The organism is Caballeronia udeis (genome assembly GCF_044909315.1).
Classification (GTDB): Bacteria; Pseudomonadota; Gammaproteobacteria; order Burkholderiales; family Burkholderiaceae; genus Caballeronia; species Caballeronia udeis_A.
The window spans coordinates 19,070-32,302 of sequence record NZ_JBIYEB010000002.1; the positions used below are offsets into that span (position 1 = coordinate 19,070).

General features: G+C 62.5%; 10 protein-coding genes. 7 read left to right on the top strand and 3 right to left on the bottom strand.

From position 1 onward, the window contains the following. Nucleotides 1–43: 43 nt before the first annotated feature. The gene (locus ABH944_RS02940) at nt 44–919 is read right to left on the bottom strand and encodes a phosphonate ABC transporter ATP-binding protein (protein WP_404604665.1); all 876 of its coding nucleotides are present in this window, start codon (nt 917–919) and stop codon (nt 44–46) included. Nucleotides 920–973: 54 nt separating this feature from the next. On the opposite strand from ABH944_RS02940, the gene ABH944_RS02945 reads away from it, so the two are divergent. From ABH944_RS02945 to ABH944_RS02970, 6 genes are all read left to right on the top strand, one after another. Beyond that, a complete protein-coding gene (locus ABH944_RS02945; RefSeq protein ID WP_404604664.1) occupies nt 974–1,141 on the top strand; it encodes a hypothetical protein in 168 nt (55 codons plus the stop codon). Between the two features lie 424 nt (nt 1,142–1,565). Beyond that, nucleotides 1,566–2,834, top strand: a complete 1,269-nt coding sequence (hpnI, locus tag ABH944_RS02950) for a bacteriohopanetetrol glucosamine biosynthesis glycosyltransferase HpnI (protein WP_404604663.1) — start codon at nt 1,566–1,568, stop codon at nt 2,832–2,834. 40 nt (nt 2,835–2,874) lie between these two features. Continuing rightward, on the top strand, nt 2,875–4,296 hold the full coding sequence (hpnJ, locus tag ABH944_RS02955) for a hopanoid biosynthesis associated radical SAM protein HpnJ (protein ID WP_404604662.1): 1,422 nt from the start codon (nt 2,875–2,877) through the stop codon (nt 4,294–4,296). Then, nucleotides 4,293–5,174 (top strand): hopanoid biosynthesis-associated protein HpnK, encoded by an 882-nt coding sequence (hpnK, locus tag ABH944_RS02960; RefSeq protein WP_404604660.1) that lies wholly within the window; start codon nt 4,293–4,295, stop codon nt 5,172–5,174. The genes hpnJ and hpnK overlap by 4 nt, the downstream gene beginning before the upstream one ends. Further along, nucleotides 5,171–6,175, top strand: coding sequence for a lysylphosphatidylglycerol synthase domain-containing protein (locus ABH944_RS02965; protein ID WP_404604659.1), 1,005 nt, complete (start codon nt 5,171–5,173; stop codon nt 6,173–6,175). The genes hpnK and ABH944_RS02965 overlap by 4 nt, the downstream gene beginning before the upstream one ends. A 322-nt stretch (nt 6,176–6,497) precedes the next feature. Further along, complete coding sequence (locus ABH944_RS02970; RefSeq protein ID WP_404604657.1) at nt 6,498–8,843, top strand: EAL domain-containing protein; 2,346 nt, start codon at nt 6,498–6,500, stop codon at nt 8,841–8,843. A 61-nt stretch (nt 8,844–8,904) separates the two neighbouring features. Here the strand turns inward: ABH944_RS02970 and ABH944_RS02975 are convergent, their stop codons facing one another. Next, nucleotides 8,905–10,464: a methyl-accepting chemotaxis protein gene (locus ABH944_RS02975; protein ID WP_404604656.1), complete on the bottom strand. Its 1,560-nt coding sequence runs from the start codon at nt 10,462–10,464 to the stop codon at nt 8,905–8,907. A gap of 319 nt (nt 10,465–10,783) precedes the next feature. Here ABH944_RS02975 and bluB point away from each other — a divergent pair, with 319 nt between their 5' ends. After that, nucleotides 10,784–11,458 (top strand): 5,6-dimethylbenzimidazole synthase, encoded by a 675-nt coding sequence (gene bluB, locus ABH944_RS02980; protein WP_404604655.1) that lies wholly within the window; start codon nt 10,784–10,786, stop codon nt 11,456–11,458. A gap of 16 nt (nt 11,459–11,474) precedes the next feature. Here the strand turns inward: bluB and ABH944_RS02985 are convergent, their stop codons facing one another. Further along, nucleotides 11,475–13,025, bottom strand: coding sequence for a methyl-accepting chemotaxis protein (locus ABH944_RS02985; protein ID WP_404604654.1), 1,551 nt, complete (start codon nt 13,023–13,025; stop codon nt 11,475–11,477). Nucleotides 13,026–13,233 lie beyond the last annotated feature (208 nt).

Sequence of the window (13,233 nt, forward strand, 5' to 3'; positions counted from 1 at the left end):
GGAAATTCTGAAACGGGGGGCAAAATACAATCAGGGCGCAGGTTCAGGACCTGGCAGCGGACGCCGATGCGAACGCGGCCGAGCGGGCCGACGCACCTTCCAGGCGCGCCGCGGCAAGGTCGGCTGGCTTGGCCGCATCGCGCCGTGCGATCTCCGTGTCGGGCAGCAGTTCTTCGGCCGCCGCGCCATAAAGATCGCGCAGCAGAGCGGGTGTGAGACTGGCCGACGGGCCGTCGTAGACCACGCGGCCATCACGCAGCGCCACGGTTCGCGCGCAGTATTTCATCGCGACTTCGATCTGATGCAAGGACACCACCACGGTCAACCCGTGGTCCTTGTTCAGTGACTGGAGAAGTTCCATGACACGCCGCGACGACTCCGGATCAAGCGACGCGATAGGCTCGTCGGCGAGGACAATGCGGGCTCGCTGCGCCAGCGCGGCGCGCTGTTGCTGGCCGCCGGACAAGGTGCTGGCGCGCTCGCTGATGTGGTCGCCAATGCCCATTGCACTGAGCGACGCCGCCGCCAGATCATGCTCGACCCGAGGAAACCGGCCGACGAGACGCCGCCACAACGGCACCCGCGACAACGCGCCAAGCAGGACGTTGGTACGCACGGTAAGGCGTCCTACGAGATTGAACTGCTGAAAAACAAAGGCGACATCGCGGCGAATCCGACGAACCTCGCTCGCGACCTTGCCGTTCTGCTGGATGGGCCGGCCGAGCAGCGTGATGTGCGAGGGCGCCGGGTCGGATGCTGTAAAGCCGGCAATGTGCCGCAGCAGTGTGGACTTTCCTGAGCCCGATGCACCGATCAACGCGATCATTTCTCCTTCGCCCACTTTCAGGTCGATGGAGTCGAGTGCCTTGCGGCCATTGCCGAACGTCTTGCTGAGACGTTCAATGTGAATTGCATCCATGGTTTCCTCACAATCGCATTTCAAACCTTACATCTTTCGCGACGGATTCTAGGAATGCAACATGACGTAGCAGTGACGCTTGCAAGACGTCTAGATGAATACACGAATCAAAGCGATCGAAACAGCAACGGTAACACCGCCGGGTTCGACCGGAATTGCGGGTACGAGCCGATCTTGCGCAGCGTGGAACATGCTTATGAAGAAACCACCCTCTATGGCTGAAGACGCGTGCAGTGAAAAGGGCACGATGTATCGCCTGTTGCATCGCCTTAGCCTGATTGTTGCGCCTAGCGCCTTCCTCGCAATTGTGTCAACAGTGCCTTCTTTTGCGCAAGCGAAGTGAAATCATTCACCCATGATTTTGTCAGTAATGCCGTGACAGATTTCATTTGATGACTCGAATCAGTGCAAGATATATTTACGGACGACAGCGTTAGGGATGACTGCGGGATGACTGCGGGGTGACGCCAGAATGACCGCGGGATGACAGCGCCCCATCCGCCGGAACCACACCGGCACACAACTACGCTCGAACATCGACCGCAGCGGGAGGTGATCCTCGAATCAGACAGCTCGGTCCACTATCCCGCTAACCGGCCTGTCTTGCCTGAGCGTGACCGGCCACCGATAGATGCAGGGGAATAGCATGACCTGGACGCCGCTACCCGTTATCGAATGGATGCTGATTGGCCTCTGCTGCCTCTCATCCGTCTACATAACGGTCGCAGCACTCATGCGTCACGGCTCCCGGCCCTGGGGCATGACGCGCGCGGCAGGCCAGCCGGCGAGGCCCGCCACCATCAGCGTGCTCAAGCCTTTATGCGGGCTCGAGCCACGTCTTTACGCCAACCTGGAAACGTTCTGCAAGCAGACGCATCCGCACTTTCAACTGCTCTTTGGCGTGTCATCGGCGGCCGACCCTGCCGTCGGGGTAGTGAGCCGGCTGCGTGAGGCGTACCCGACGCTCGACATCACGCTCGTCGTCAACGACTCCGTGCACGGCGTCAACCTCAAGGTCAGTAACCTGATCAATCTTCTGCAGCACGCGCGCCACGAAGTCATCGTGATCGCGGACAGCGACATTGCGGTCCCACCGGATTATCTGCACACCGTCGCCGCTCCGCTCTGCGGCCAGGTAGGCCTGGTCACCTGCCTTTATCGCGCGCGGCGGGTGGGCGAAGTGTGGGCGCGGCTCGGTGCGCTTTTCATCGACGAATGGTTCGTGCCGTCGGTGCATGTGGCGCGTGCGGCCGGCGCGCGCCGCTTCGGTTTCGGCGCAACGCTCGCGCTGCGCCGCGAAACCCTCGACGCAATCGGCGGTTTTCATGAACTAAAGGATTGCGTTGCGGACGATTTCTGGCTGGCCGAATACGTGCGCGAGCTCGGCTTGCGCACGCACGTGTCCGAGCTCACCGTCACGACGGATGTGACCGAGCGCGACCTGCCCTCGCTCTGGCTGCGCGAGACCCGCTGGCTGCGCACCATCCGCTCGATCAACCCGCTGGGGTTCGCGTTTCTCTTCATCACGTTCACGTCGCCGTGGCTGCTGACCAGCTGGCTGCTGGGCCTCGGTTTCGACTGGAGCGGCGGCGCGATTGCCGACTCCACCGCCGACATGATCGTCGACCTGAGCACGTCGTTCGGCCTCAGCGCACGGCTGCTCCTGCACTGGAGAACTACCCGCGACTGGCGCTCGTTCTGGCGCGACCTGCCGCTCATTCCGTTGCGCGACCTGCTGTTGTCCGCCGAATGGATCGCGGCGGCGTTCGGCTCGTACGTCATCTGGCGGGGAGCCCGCATCCGGATCGTGCCGCAGGTTGTCACACCGGAGGTCAATCTGACGGACGTGTCCGACAAGCGTTACGACACCTCCCCCGGGCCGGGGCGTGTTGCGAATCGCGAAGCAAACCAATAAAGGCATTCCATACGGCAAGTCCAAGTTTCAGGAGCAACTTATGAAAACGCTGTTCTTGCAGGCCCCTTCGTTCGATGGTTTCGACGGCGGCGCGGGTTCGCGCTACCAGGCGAAGCGCGAGATCCGTTCGTTCTGGTACCCGACCTGGCTCGCCCAGCCCGCCGCGCTCGTGCCGGGCAGCCGGGTACTCGATGCCCCCGCCGACGGCTTGACGGTGGACGCGACTCTCCGGATCGCCGAGGCTTACGAGCTGGTGATCATCCATACGAGCACACCTTCGTTCCCAAGCGATGCGTTGTTCGCCGAGAAGCTGAAGGAGCATAAACCGTCGCTCCTGATCGGCATGGTGGGTGCGAAAGTAGCGGTGGATCCACTCAATTCGCTGCTCGCAAGCGATGCAATCGATTTCGTCTGTCGCGAGGAATTCGACTTCACCTGCCTTGAAGTGTCCGAAGGCAAACCCTTCGCACAGATCAAGGGCCTGAGCTACCGCCTTGCCGACGGTTCGATCGAGCACAACGAGGCGCGTCCCATTCTCGAGGACATGGACGCGTTGCCTTTCGTCGCGCCGGTCTACAAGCGCGATCTCAAGATCGACAACTATTTCATCGGCTACCTGTCGCACCCTTATGTGTCGATCTATACGGGCCGCGGTTGCCGCTCACGCTGCACCTTCTGCCTGTGGCCCCAGACCGTGGGAGGTCACCGTTACCGGACGCGTTCAGTCGAGAACGTGCTGGAAGAAGTGAAGTGGATCAGGGACAACATGCCCGAGGTGAAGGAGATCATGTTCGACGACGACACCTTCACCGACTTCAAGCCGCGCGTGGAAGAGATCGCGCGGGGGCTGGGCAAGCTCGGCGTCACGTGGTCCTGCAACGCGAAGGCGAACGTGCCATATTCAACGCTCAAGATCATGAAGGAGAACGGGCTGCGTTTGTTGCTGGTGGGCTATGAATCCGGCGACGACCAGATCCTGCTGAACATCAAGAAGGGGCTGCGCACGGACATGGCGCGGCGCTTCAGCGAAGATTGCCGCAAGCTCGGCATCAAGGTTCACGGCACCTTCATTCTCGGCCTGCCCGGCGAAACCCGGGAGACGATTGAGAATACCATTCGTTATGCGAAGGAAATCAACCCGCATACCATCCAGGTGTCGCTCGCCGCGCCCTATCCGGGCACCACGCTTTACAAGCAAGCGGTGGACAACGGCTGGCTGGAGGAGAACAAGGTCATCAATCTGGTCAGTGCGGAAGGCGTGCAACTGGCTGCTATCGGCTATCCGCATTTATCGCGTGAAGAGATCTATCACGGGCTGGAAAGGTTCTACAAACAGTTCTATTTCCGGCCGTCGAAAATCTGGGAGATCGTGCGCGAAATGCTGATGAGCTGGGAGATGATGAAGCGGCGCTTGCGTGAAGGGGTCGAGTTCTTCCGTTTCCTGCGCACCCACGAAGCATGAGCCGGTCGCAAGCGGCGACCGGGCCGGCCCGACGTGCATTGATTGTGACCGCGGATGACTTCGGACTGCACCCACGCGTGAACGACGCGGTCGAGCGTGCTCATCGAAACGGCGTGCTGACCTCGGCCAGCCTGATGGTCGCGGGTGACGCCGCTGCCGACGCCGTCGAGCGCGCGCGGCGGCTGCCGACTTTACGCGTGGGTTTGCATGTTGTCCTCGCCGATGGCCGGGCGAGCTCGCCGCGCAGCGAGATTGCGCAGCTCGTTGATGAGCAGGGACGTTTCGGCAATGCGATGGTGCGCGACGGTGTGCGCTTTTTCTTTCTCCCCCGCGTACGGGCTCAGCTGGCTCATGAAATTCGCGCGCAGTTCGAAGCGTTTGCCGCGACCGGGCTGCCGCTCGATCACGTCAATACGCACAAGCATTTCCATCTTCATCCGACGGTGCTGTCGCTCCTGCTCGAGATAGGCAGCGAGTACGGCATGACGGCAATGCGCCTGCCTTATGAGGCGGGCGGACCGCTTCTATTGCGGCCCTGGATTTCGCTGGTGCGGGCCCGCCTGGACCGGCGCCGGATTGCTCATAACGATCACGTAGCGGGTCTCGCGCAGAGCGGACGAATGGACGAAGCAGCCTTCATCAAGGCGCTGGGCACACTCCCCGATGGCGTGACCGAGATCTACTGCCATCCCGCCATGCCGGGTGACGACGCGCTCACGCCTTCCATGACGGACTACCGGCACGGCGACGAGCTTGCTGCACTGGTCTCGCCACGCGTGGCTGCCGCAATGGACGCCATGGGCCTGCCGCGCGGCGGCTTTCGCGACGTGTTCCCGGTCACTACGTCGGCCGTCAAGCCGGCGTTGCGCGTCCTATGACCGCTGCGCTGCGCTGGCTCGCGTGGGCGCGCTGGCCTCTCGCCATCGGCGTGCTGAGCGCTTTCGCCGTGCATGAGGGTTTCGCCGACGTGCTGCGGGGAATCCGCCAAGCCGGCATCACCATGCTCTGGCTCGTCCCGTTCCACGCACTGCCCTTGTTACTCGATGCATGCGGATGGCGGGTTCTTCTCGGCCGCCTCGCGCCGCTGCCCGTCCTGTGGTGGATAGCCACGGTGCGCGAGTCGGTCAGCCGCCTGCTGCCGGCAGCGGGCGTTGGCGGCGAGCTGGTGGGAATCCGGCTTGCGCACTGGTATGTCGCCGACGTGAATCGCGTCAGTGCATCGGTGATCGTGGAAGTGCTGGTGACGGTGGTCGTCCAATATGCGTTCTCGGCACTGGGCTTGTTGCTGCTCGTGGCGACCACTCATGCGTTTGCGGGCACGCGGCTAATCGGCCTTGCGTTGCTGCTCTCGTTGCCGGTTCCCATTGTGTTTTTCATCCTGGTCAGGCGCGGCGGCTTGTTTCAGGCACTCGAAAGGCACGCGGCCCGCTGGCTCGGACCGTCTCGCCGGTTCCTGTCGAAGCTGGACGGCGCGCGGCTCGACCGCGAAATAGACGCGCTGATGCAGCGCCCGGGCTTGCTTGCCTGCGCGTTCGCGTGGCAGTTGGGCGGTTATATGCTCGGTTCACTCGAGGTGTACTGGGCACTCGCATTCTTCGGCCATCCGGTATCGATTGCCAGCGCGCTTGCCGTGGAAGCGCTCACTCAAGCAGTCCGTCACGCGGCGTTTTTCATGCCGGCGGGGCTGGGCGTGCAGGAGGCCGCGATCATGGTGCTCGCCCACATGGCCGGCGTGGACCGGCAAGCGGCCATCGCGCTCGCGCTGGTGAAACGGATGCGTGAAGTGCTGTTTGGCTGCATCGCGCTCGCCGGCTGGCAAGTCGCCGAAATGCGCCGCAACGGCCGCAACGGCCGCAATAGCCGCTCACGACTGACCTGAATAATTGAAAGCGAATTTATCGAACGGGGCGGCCTGATTGCCGAACTGTCTGCAATACCGGACAACCGTGGCATCGCTTTGCCTGCGGTAATCGCATAGCGCACGAATAGGGCTTTCTCTCTTCCACGCAGGCGCCTTAGTCTCCGAAAGAATACGTTTGGGTAAACATTCTCTTGAGCGCAGCCGCGCAAGGTAAGACAATCCATTTCATCCGACGATAATCGGATCATGTGATTTGACACCCGCGGTAGCTCATACAACTCGGCCCGGCACAGCCGACAGCCTCATTAATTAATAAGGCTGCTAAAACATACCCGAGAACATGCTCACTTCCCTGCTTCCGCCAACTATCACCCCCGCGCTCAGGGTCTGTTTCCACCGCCGTTCGATGGACCAGCAACGGCCGTTATCAACCGTCACCATGGCCTTTACCGTGGTGGCGTTCCTGATCTTCGTCACCGCCCGCTCGCACGTAACCGGTACCTACCTGCCGCTCTGGCCGCGCCTGACATGCGCGCTGGCCATGTTGCTGCTCGTCGCGGCAATCCCGAAGGCGCCGTCCACGTTCATATTCGGCCTGATCGGCGTGCTTTACGTCGTGGTGCTGCAGATCGGCATCGTGATCAACGTCGAAGGCGTCGAAAAACCGCTCTTCTGGATGTTGCCGGCCGGCATGGTCATTCCGATCTGCGCGGCGCCGCTGTGGCTGACGCCGCGGCATTTCATCCTGGGAACGATCGCGTTTTATCTCGCCGGACTGCCCTTTGTCATGGCGGTGCCCTTCACGCATGACGACTACGTCTTGTGCGCCATGTGGGTCGCTATCGGCATCCCGACGGCAACCACGTTTCATTTCTGCTTCTACTGGTTCCGGCTCAACCACTTCCTGCTCGAAGAGAAATTGCTGGCACTCGCCGCGACCGATCCATTGACCCAACTCCTGAATCGCCGCACCTTTCTCGAGCGTGCGGAACAGATGCTGAGCGAGACGAAAGCTCACGATGAAGTGGTCAGCGTGATCTTCCTGGACATCGACCGCTTCAAGTCCCTGAACGATCAGTATGGCCACGCACGAGGCGACGAAGCACTGCTGGAAGTCACCAGGGTGCTGAATGACGCCGTGCCTGCGGACGCGGTGATCGGAAGGCTTGGAGGCGAGGAGTTCGCGGTGCTTATCAAAGCGTCCGTGCCCGATCGGGCGTCCGCGCTGGCCGACACGCTGCGCATTCTCATAGCGACGATCCTGCGGCCCGACGGTTTTCTCACCGCCAGTTTCGGCGTGGCTCATCGCCGGCCGAATGAGAACGTCACCCAACTGCTCGACCGCGCGGACGAAGCATTGTTGCGCGCAAAACACGCGGGCCATAACCGGGTATTCGTCGAGCAGGCAAGACGGGTCGAGCGCGTGCGCGCGACTGCTCTTGATGAAGACAACGAGACGCGCGTGGACGAGGAGCCGGTCGTGGTCACGCGTTGGGGTGCGTTCGATCTCTTCACGCACTATCAGCCGGTCTACAGTCTGTCGCACCAGAAGCAGGTCGGTTTCGAAGCCCTGTTGCGCGGCTTCGACCGGAACGGCACGCCGCTGCAGCCGGACAAGCTGTTCGCGCCGCAGTCGAATCCCGGCATCACGGACCTGGACTCGCTGACCCATCACCTTCATCTCGCGAACGCGCGCAAACGCTTGCCGCTCGACTGCTGGCTGTTCCTGAACGTCGCGCCGTCCACTTTCATCCAGGCAGGTTATGAGCAGACGCTGGCGGCCATCGTGTTCGAAGCGGGGCTGGATCCCCGCGGCGTCGTGCTCGAGATTCTCGAGTCCGAGGGCGTGGATGTGGAGGAGCTTGCGCTGGCGGCGTGGCGGTATCGCGGCTGCGGTTTCCTGATTGCAGTCGATGACTTCGGCACGGGCCACTCCAACCTCGACCGCCTGCTGCGCATCCAGCCGGACTTCGTCAAACTGGATGGCGAGTTGATCCGCGCGAAGAGCCGTGCCTCTGATCAGCCTCTCCTCCCCACCATTGTTTCGCTGCTGCATCGGGCGGACATGCTGGTGGTCGTGGAAGGGATCGAGACGACCGAGGAGCTCATATTGGCGGTTGAATCCAACGTCGATTTCGCGCAAGGATTCCTGCTGGGCCGACCGAGCGCCACGCTGCCCTCGTCGGCGGCAGTCACGCGGCGCATCGATCACGCATTCGATGTGATTGCCGAAGGCCGGATCGTGCGCACTGCGCGCTTCGAAGCTCAGTTGGCGCCTTATCTCGCGATGCTCGATACGGCGGCCGCGGCGTTGATGAACGGCGCGAGCATCAGCGACGCCATTGCCCCCATGGCGAAGCTGGAACTGTGCAAGCGCTGCTTTGTTCTCGACAATACCGGCCGCATCCTGGGCCAGGAGATTATCGGCCGCGCGGGGTCGGCCGCGGACGTTCGGCTTGGACCGTTGTTCGCTGCGCAATCAGGGCGATGGGATCATCGGCAGTATTACTGGAAGGCGGTGGCGAACATGGGAACGGCCGTGTTCTGCCAGCCGTATTTGTCGTTGACCAGCGGGCGCGCGTCGGTCGGCGTGACCATGGCGTTCATGTGCGACGAACGCGTGATGGTCGTCGGCAGCGAGCTGGACTGGGCGTCGCCGCATCTGGCGTGGCCGATGATGGAGTAGCCCTCTATGATGGAGTAGCCCTATAAGGCAGACCCGGCGTACCGGATATAAAACCGCCCTTTCACGCGGTGGCTTTCAACCGGAACAGCGCTACCGCATCATTCAACTGCCGGCTCTGTTCTTCCAGCGACACCGCAGCCGCCGACGCCTCTTCCACCAGCGCCGAGTTCTGCTGCGTCATCTCTTCCATTTGCGCCACCGTCACATTGACCTGTTCGATGCCCGTGGTCTGCTCGCCCGAAGCCAGGCTGATCTCCGCCATGATCGCGCTGACGCGCCTGACCGCTTCCACGACCTCGACCATGGTCGCGCCGGCATGCGCCACGAGCTGGCTGCCGTCCTTCACGCTGAGCGCCGAAGTGCCGATCAGTTCCTTGATCTCCTTTGCCGCCGATGCCGAACGTTGCGCAAGGCTTCGCACCTCGCTTGCAACGACCGCGAACCCCCGGCCCTGCTCGCCTGCCCTGGCAGCTTCCACCGCCGCATTCAGCGCGAGGATGTTGGTCTGGAACGCGATCCCTTCAATCACGCCGACAATGCCCACGATCTTGTTCGAACTGCCCGAGATCGCGTCCATGGTCGCGACCACGCGGTTCACCACGTCCCCGCCGCGCAACGCAATATCCGACGCGCCCGCAGCGAGCTCACTGGCGTTGCGCGCGTTGTCGGCGTTCTGCCTGACCGTCGCGGTCAACTGCTCCATGCTCGATGCAGCTTCCTGAAGCGACGCCGCCTGCTGCTCCGTGCGCGCCGAGAGATCGAGATTGCCGCCCGAGATTGCATGGGCGTCGCGCACGATCGTTTCCGCGCTCGACCGCACTTTCCGCACCGTCTGCGCGAGCCCTTCCTGCATGCCCTTCAACGCGTTAAGCATGTAGCCCATCTCGTTGTTGCGCTGGACCGTCACGGTGCTGGTCAGGTCGCCGGCGGAGATCCGGCCGAAATAATCGACGGCCATGTCGATCGGCCGCACGATCGCCCGGGTCAATATTCTCTGCGCGAAGAAGCCGATGAAAAGCGCGACGACCGCGGCGGCGCCCAGCGTCCAGAGCATGGTTTCGAAACGCGCATCGGTGGTGTCGAAGCGGGCTTTCTGCCGTTCGACCTGGAAATTTTCCAGCGCGGTCAGCGCGCTTTGATAATCGGAGAAAAGCGCGGGCGGCGCTTCTCGCTGGGTCGTGAGGAAATCGACCAGGTTATCCTGGTCGAGCTCGGTCAGCGCCTTCTGGAACACCTGGGCCAGCAGTTGATCCCGCCGCGCCTGCATCGCATCGATCAGCACCTTCTCCGCCGGCACCGGCTCGTGAAGCTTCCGGAAAGCTTCCAGCTCCTTGTTACTCTCGTTCAGCAGCGCATGCTGCCGGGCGATTTCGGGCTGGGCGGGCTTGCCGGCGCTGATCAGTTGCTCGACTTCGCCGAATCCGGCGCGCAGCAACAGCAAGCGCTCCGAGCTGGTCTTGAGGTGCAGCACCGACGCGGTATCGTCGCGATACATCTCCCTCAGCGCCGAATTGCTGCCGTACAGACCCAGGATGCCCACCAGGATGACCGAGATGAGCAAGACGGTGTAAATGGCGATTGTCGCGACCAGGCCGCCGCGAATAGTCATGTGTTTGCGCATAAGGGCTAGTCCCCACTGCATCGCGGTAGTACGCGGCGCAACAGGTCTGTATCCTCCGGATATCTGGGGCGAACCGTGAAGGGAACCACTGGAATCAAGCGTCGATTGACCAGATAACGGCAACCTGCGATGCGAAGATTTATCGGAAGACGACGCGGATGTGGTGAATAACGACATCGGTGCGCGTTCGTGGTGCGTGAGTCATGCGGCGGCGGACGCGGGTTGGGAAAACGCCGTTTCCTGACGATAGACACCAGCGCGCCGCGACTTCCTTCACCTGCTCGTTCGCCCCTGGGGCACTTTTTTTAAGCATGGATGTATGACTGATTCGACCTTCAAGCGTTTTTCCGAGCCCGAGATTGCCGCGGTGTACCGCGCGATCCACGAACGCCGCGACATGCGGCACTTCACCAACGTCCCCGTTGCCGCCGATCAGATGGCGCGGCTGATCGACGCCGCGCATCATGCGCCGAGCGTCGGTTTCATGCAGCCCTGGCGCTTCGTCCGCGTGACGGACCGGAACCTGCGCACTGCGCTGCACGACGTCGTGGAAACCGAGCGGCGCGCCACCGCCGAGGCGCTCAACGAGCGCAGCGACGAATTCATGCGGCTCAAGGTCCAGGGCATCCTGGACTGCGGCGAGGTCGTGGTCGTGGGCCTGATGGAGAATCGCGAGCGCCACATCTTCGGCCGCCGGACGCTGCCCGAAATGGACCTGGCGTCGGTCGCGTGCGCTATCCAGAACATCTGGCTGGCCGCGCGCGCCGAAGGCCTCGGGATGGGCTGGGTGTCGCTGTTCGACGTAAGCGCGGTTCAACGGCTGTTGCATATGCCTGCGGACGCGAAGCCGGTCGCCATTCTGTGCATCGGCCATGTAGAGCATTTCTACGACGAACCGATGCTGCAGGCAGAAGGCTGGGCCAGGCGCGTACCCACATCGAATTGCGTGGAGGAGAACCGTTGGCCGGACACGCTTCCCGGCCGGGAAGCGTGAGCGGTTTCAGGTACCGCTACCTCTCTGTGAGCGTGAACAGCGCGACGGCCGCGTTCATCTGCGCCGCCTGCGTTTCAAGCGTTGCCGCCGCGGCGGCGGCCTGTTCGACCAGCGCGGCGTTTTGCTGCGTCACCTGATCCATCTGCGCAATAGCGATGTTGACCTGCTCAATGCCGGTGGTCTGTTCCTCGGACGCCGCCGTGATCTCCCGCATGATGTCCGTGACGCGGCCCACCGCGACGATGATGTGGCCCATGGCACTGCCCGCGTTCCTGACCAGCGCCGAGCCGTTGCCGACACGCTCCGCCGACGTGGTGATCAGATCGCGAATCTCCTTCGCGGCCCCGGCTGAACGCTGCGCCAACGCGCGCACTTCGCTTGCCACCACGGCGAATCCCCGCCCTTGCTCGCCTGCGCGCGCGGCTTCAACCGCCGCGTTCAATGCAAGAATATTGGTCTGGAACGCAATGCCTTCGATCACCCCGATGATCTCCGAAATTTGCTTCGAACTACTATTGATGCCGTCCATGGTCGACACCACGTCGGCTACGACCTGACCGCCGTGACTGGCGGTTTTCGACGCGGTTTGCGCAAGTCCGCTTGCTTGCCGCGCGCTGTCGGCGTTCTGGCGTACCGTACTCGTCAGTTGCCCGATGCTGGCTGACGTTTCCCGCAGCGAAGCCGCTTGCTCCTCGGTCCGCTGCGACAGGTCCATGTTCCCTGATGCAATCTCGCGTGTCCCCACGGCCATCTGTTCCGTGCCGTCTCGTACGCCGCCGACTATCGCGCTCAAGCCTTGTTGCATCGTCGATAACCCCTGTATCAGGCAGCCGATTTCATCCCGTCGGCGCGCGATGAGCCGGGTCGCCAGGTTGCCTCCGGCTATCTCCGTGCAAGCCGCCACTGCTGCCCGCAACGGCACGATCACGATCCGCTCCAATGCGACACGCGAGAGGAACGCCAGCAGGAGCCCGGCCGCAAGCAGCGCCGCGGAGATCCACATGACCGTGTCCGTGCGTTGCTGCGAGGCCTCGAAACGCGCCTTGCCGTGCTCGAACTCCATGGCGACAAGCGGTTGCAACGCGGCATCGTAGGCGTTGAACGCATCCTTGATCTGGTTCTCGTTGAACTCGCGGATATCGCTCACACGCTTCGATTCCAGCGCGTCCACTGCCGGCAGAAGCGTCTGCTGGACGAGCTGCTCACGTGCATGGTTCGCGGTCTGCACGAGCGTTTGTTCTTCATGGCCGCCGGCAAGTGCCGCAAACGCTTTCCATGCGTCGTTCGCACCGTTGATAGCGCCCTGGGCGTCACGCAGCAACGCCGCCGACTCCGCACTGCCTGCGCGCGGGTCGTAGTCCTGCAACGCCGTGCGCGCGATCAGCAAGCGGATCGTGTCCTTGGCGAGCAGGTCCAGTCCGTGGGTGTCCTGCATGTAGAGGGCGCGCATGGAAGCGTCGGCCGTGCGCGCGGCATAAATGCTGTAGCCGCCCGTCGCGGCCAACATGGTGGCGAATGCCGCCACCAGGATACTGAGCCATGCCTTGATGCTTACCGCTGTTTTCATCGAATCTCCATACGATGCGCCGCTGCGCGCGAGGACATCGGCCCGTGCCGACCCTCTCCTTACGGCCCACGGGCGGATAAATTTAGGCAGGCAGCCGGGTGGAGAAAATGGCGGCAAGGTGTCGGAAAGCCTTGTTTTATAAGGCTCGGACGGGAGCAAGACGGCGCCGGACGACGCTTCGAAAAATACTCGCTATAAGCGTGGCAAC

Excerpts from the sequence above, each read along its gene's own strand:
- ABH944_RS02940 (WP_404604665.1), bottom strand. The coding sequence starts at position 919 with ATGGATGCAATTCACATTGAACGTCTCAGCAAGACGTTCGGCAATGGC.
- ABH944_RS02945 (WP_404604664.1), top strand. The coding sequence starts at position 974 with ATGCAACATGACGTAGCAGTGACGCTTGCAAGACGTCTAGATGAATAC.
- hpnI (WP_404604663.1), top strand. The coding sequence starts at position 1,566 with ATGACCTGGACGCCGCTACCCGTTATCGAATGGATGCTGATTGGCCTC.
- hpnJ (WP_404604662.1), top strand. The coding sequence starts at position 2,875 with ATGAAAACGCTGTTCTTGCAGGCCCCTTCGTTCGATGGTTTCGACGGC.
- hpnK (WP_404604660.1), top strand. The coding sequence starts at position 4,293 with ATGAGCCGGTCGCAAGCGGCGACCGGGCCGGCCCGACGTGCATTGATT.
- ABH944_RS02965 (WP_404604659.1), top strand. The coding sequence starts at position 5,171 with ATGACCGCTGCGCTGCGCTGGCTCGCGTGGGCGCGCTGGCCTCTCGCC.
- ABH944_RS02970 (WP_404604657.1), top strand. The coding sequence starts at position 6,498 with ATGCTCACTTCCCTGCTTCCGCCAACTATCACCCCCGCGCTCAGGGTC.
- ABH944_RS02975 (WP_404604656.1), bottom strand. The coding sequence starts at position 10,464 with ATGCGCAAACACATGACTATTCGCGGCGGCCTGGTCGCGACAATCGCC.
- bluB (WP_404604655.1), top strand. The coding sequence starts at position 10,784 with ATGACTGATTCGACCTTCAAGCGTTTTTCCGAGCCCGAGATTGCCGCG.
- ABH944_RS02985 (WP_404604654.1), bottom strand. The coding sequence starts at position 13,025 with ATGAAAACAGCGGTAAGCATCAAGGCATGGCTCAGTATCCTGGTGGCG.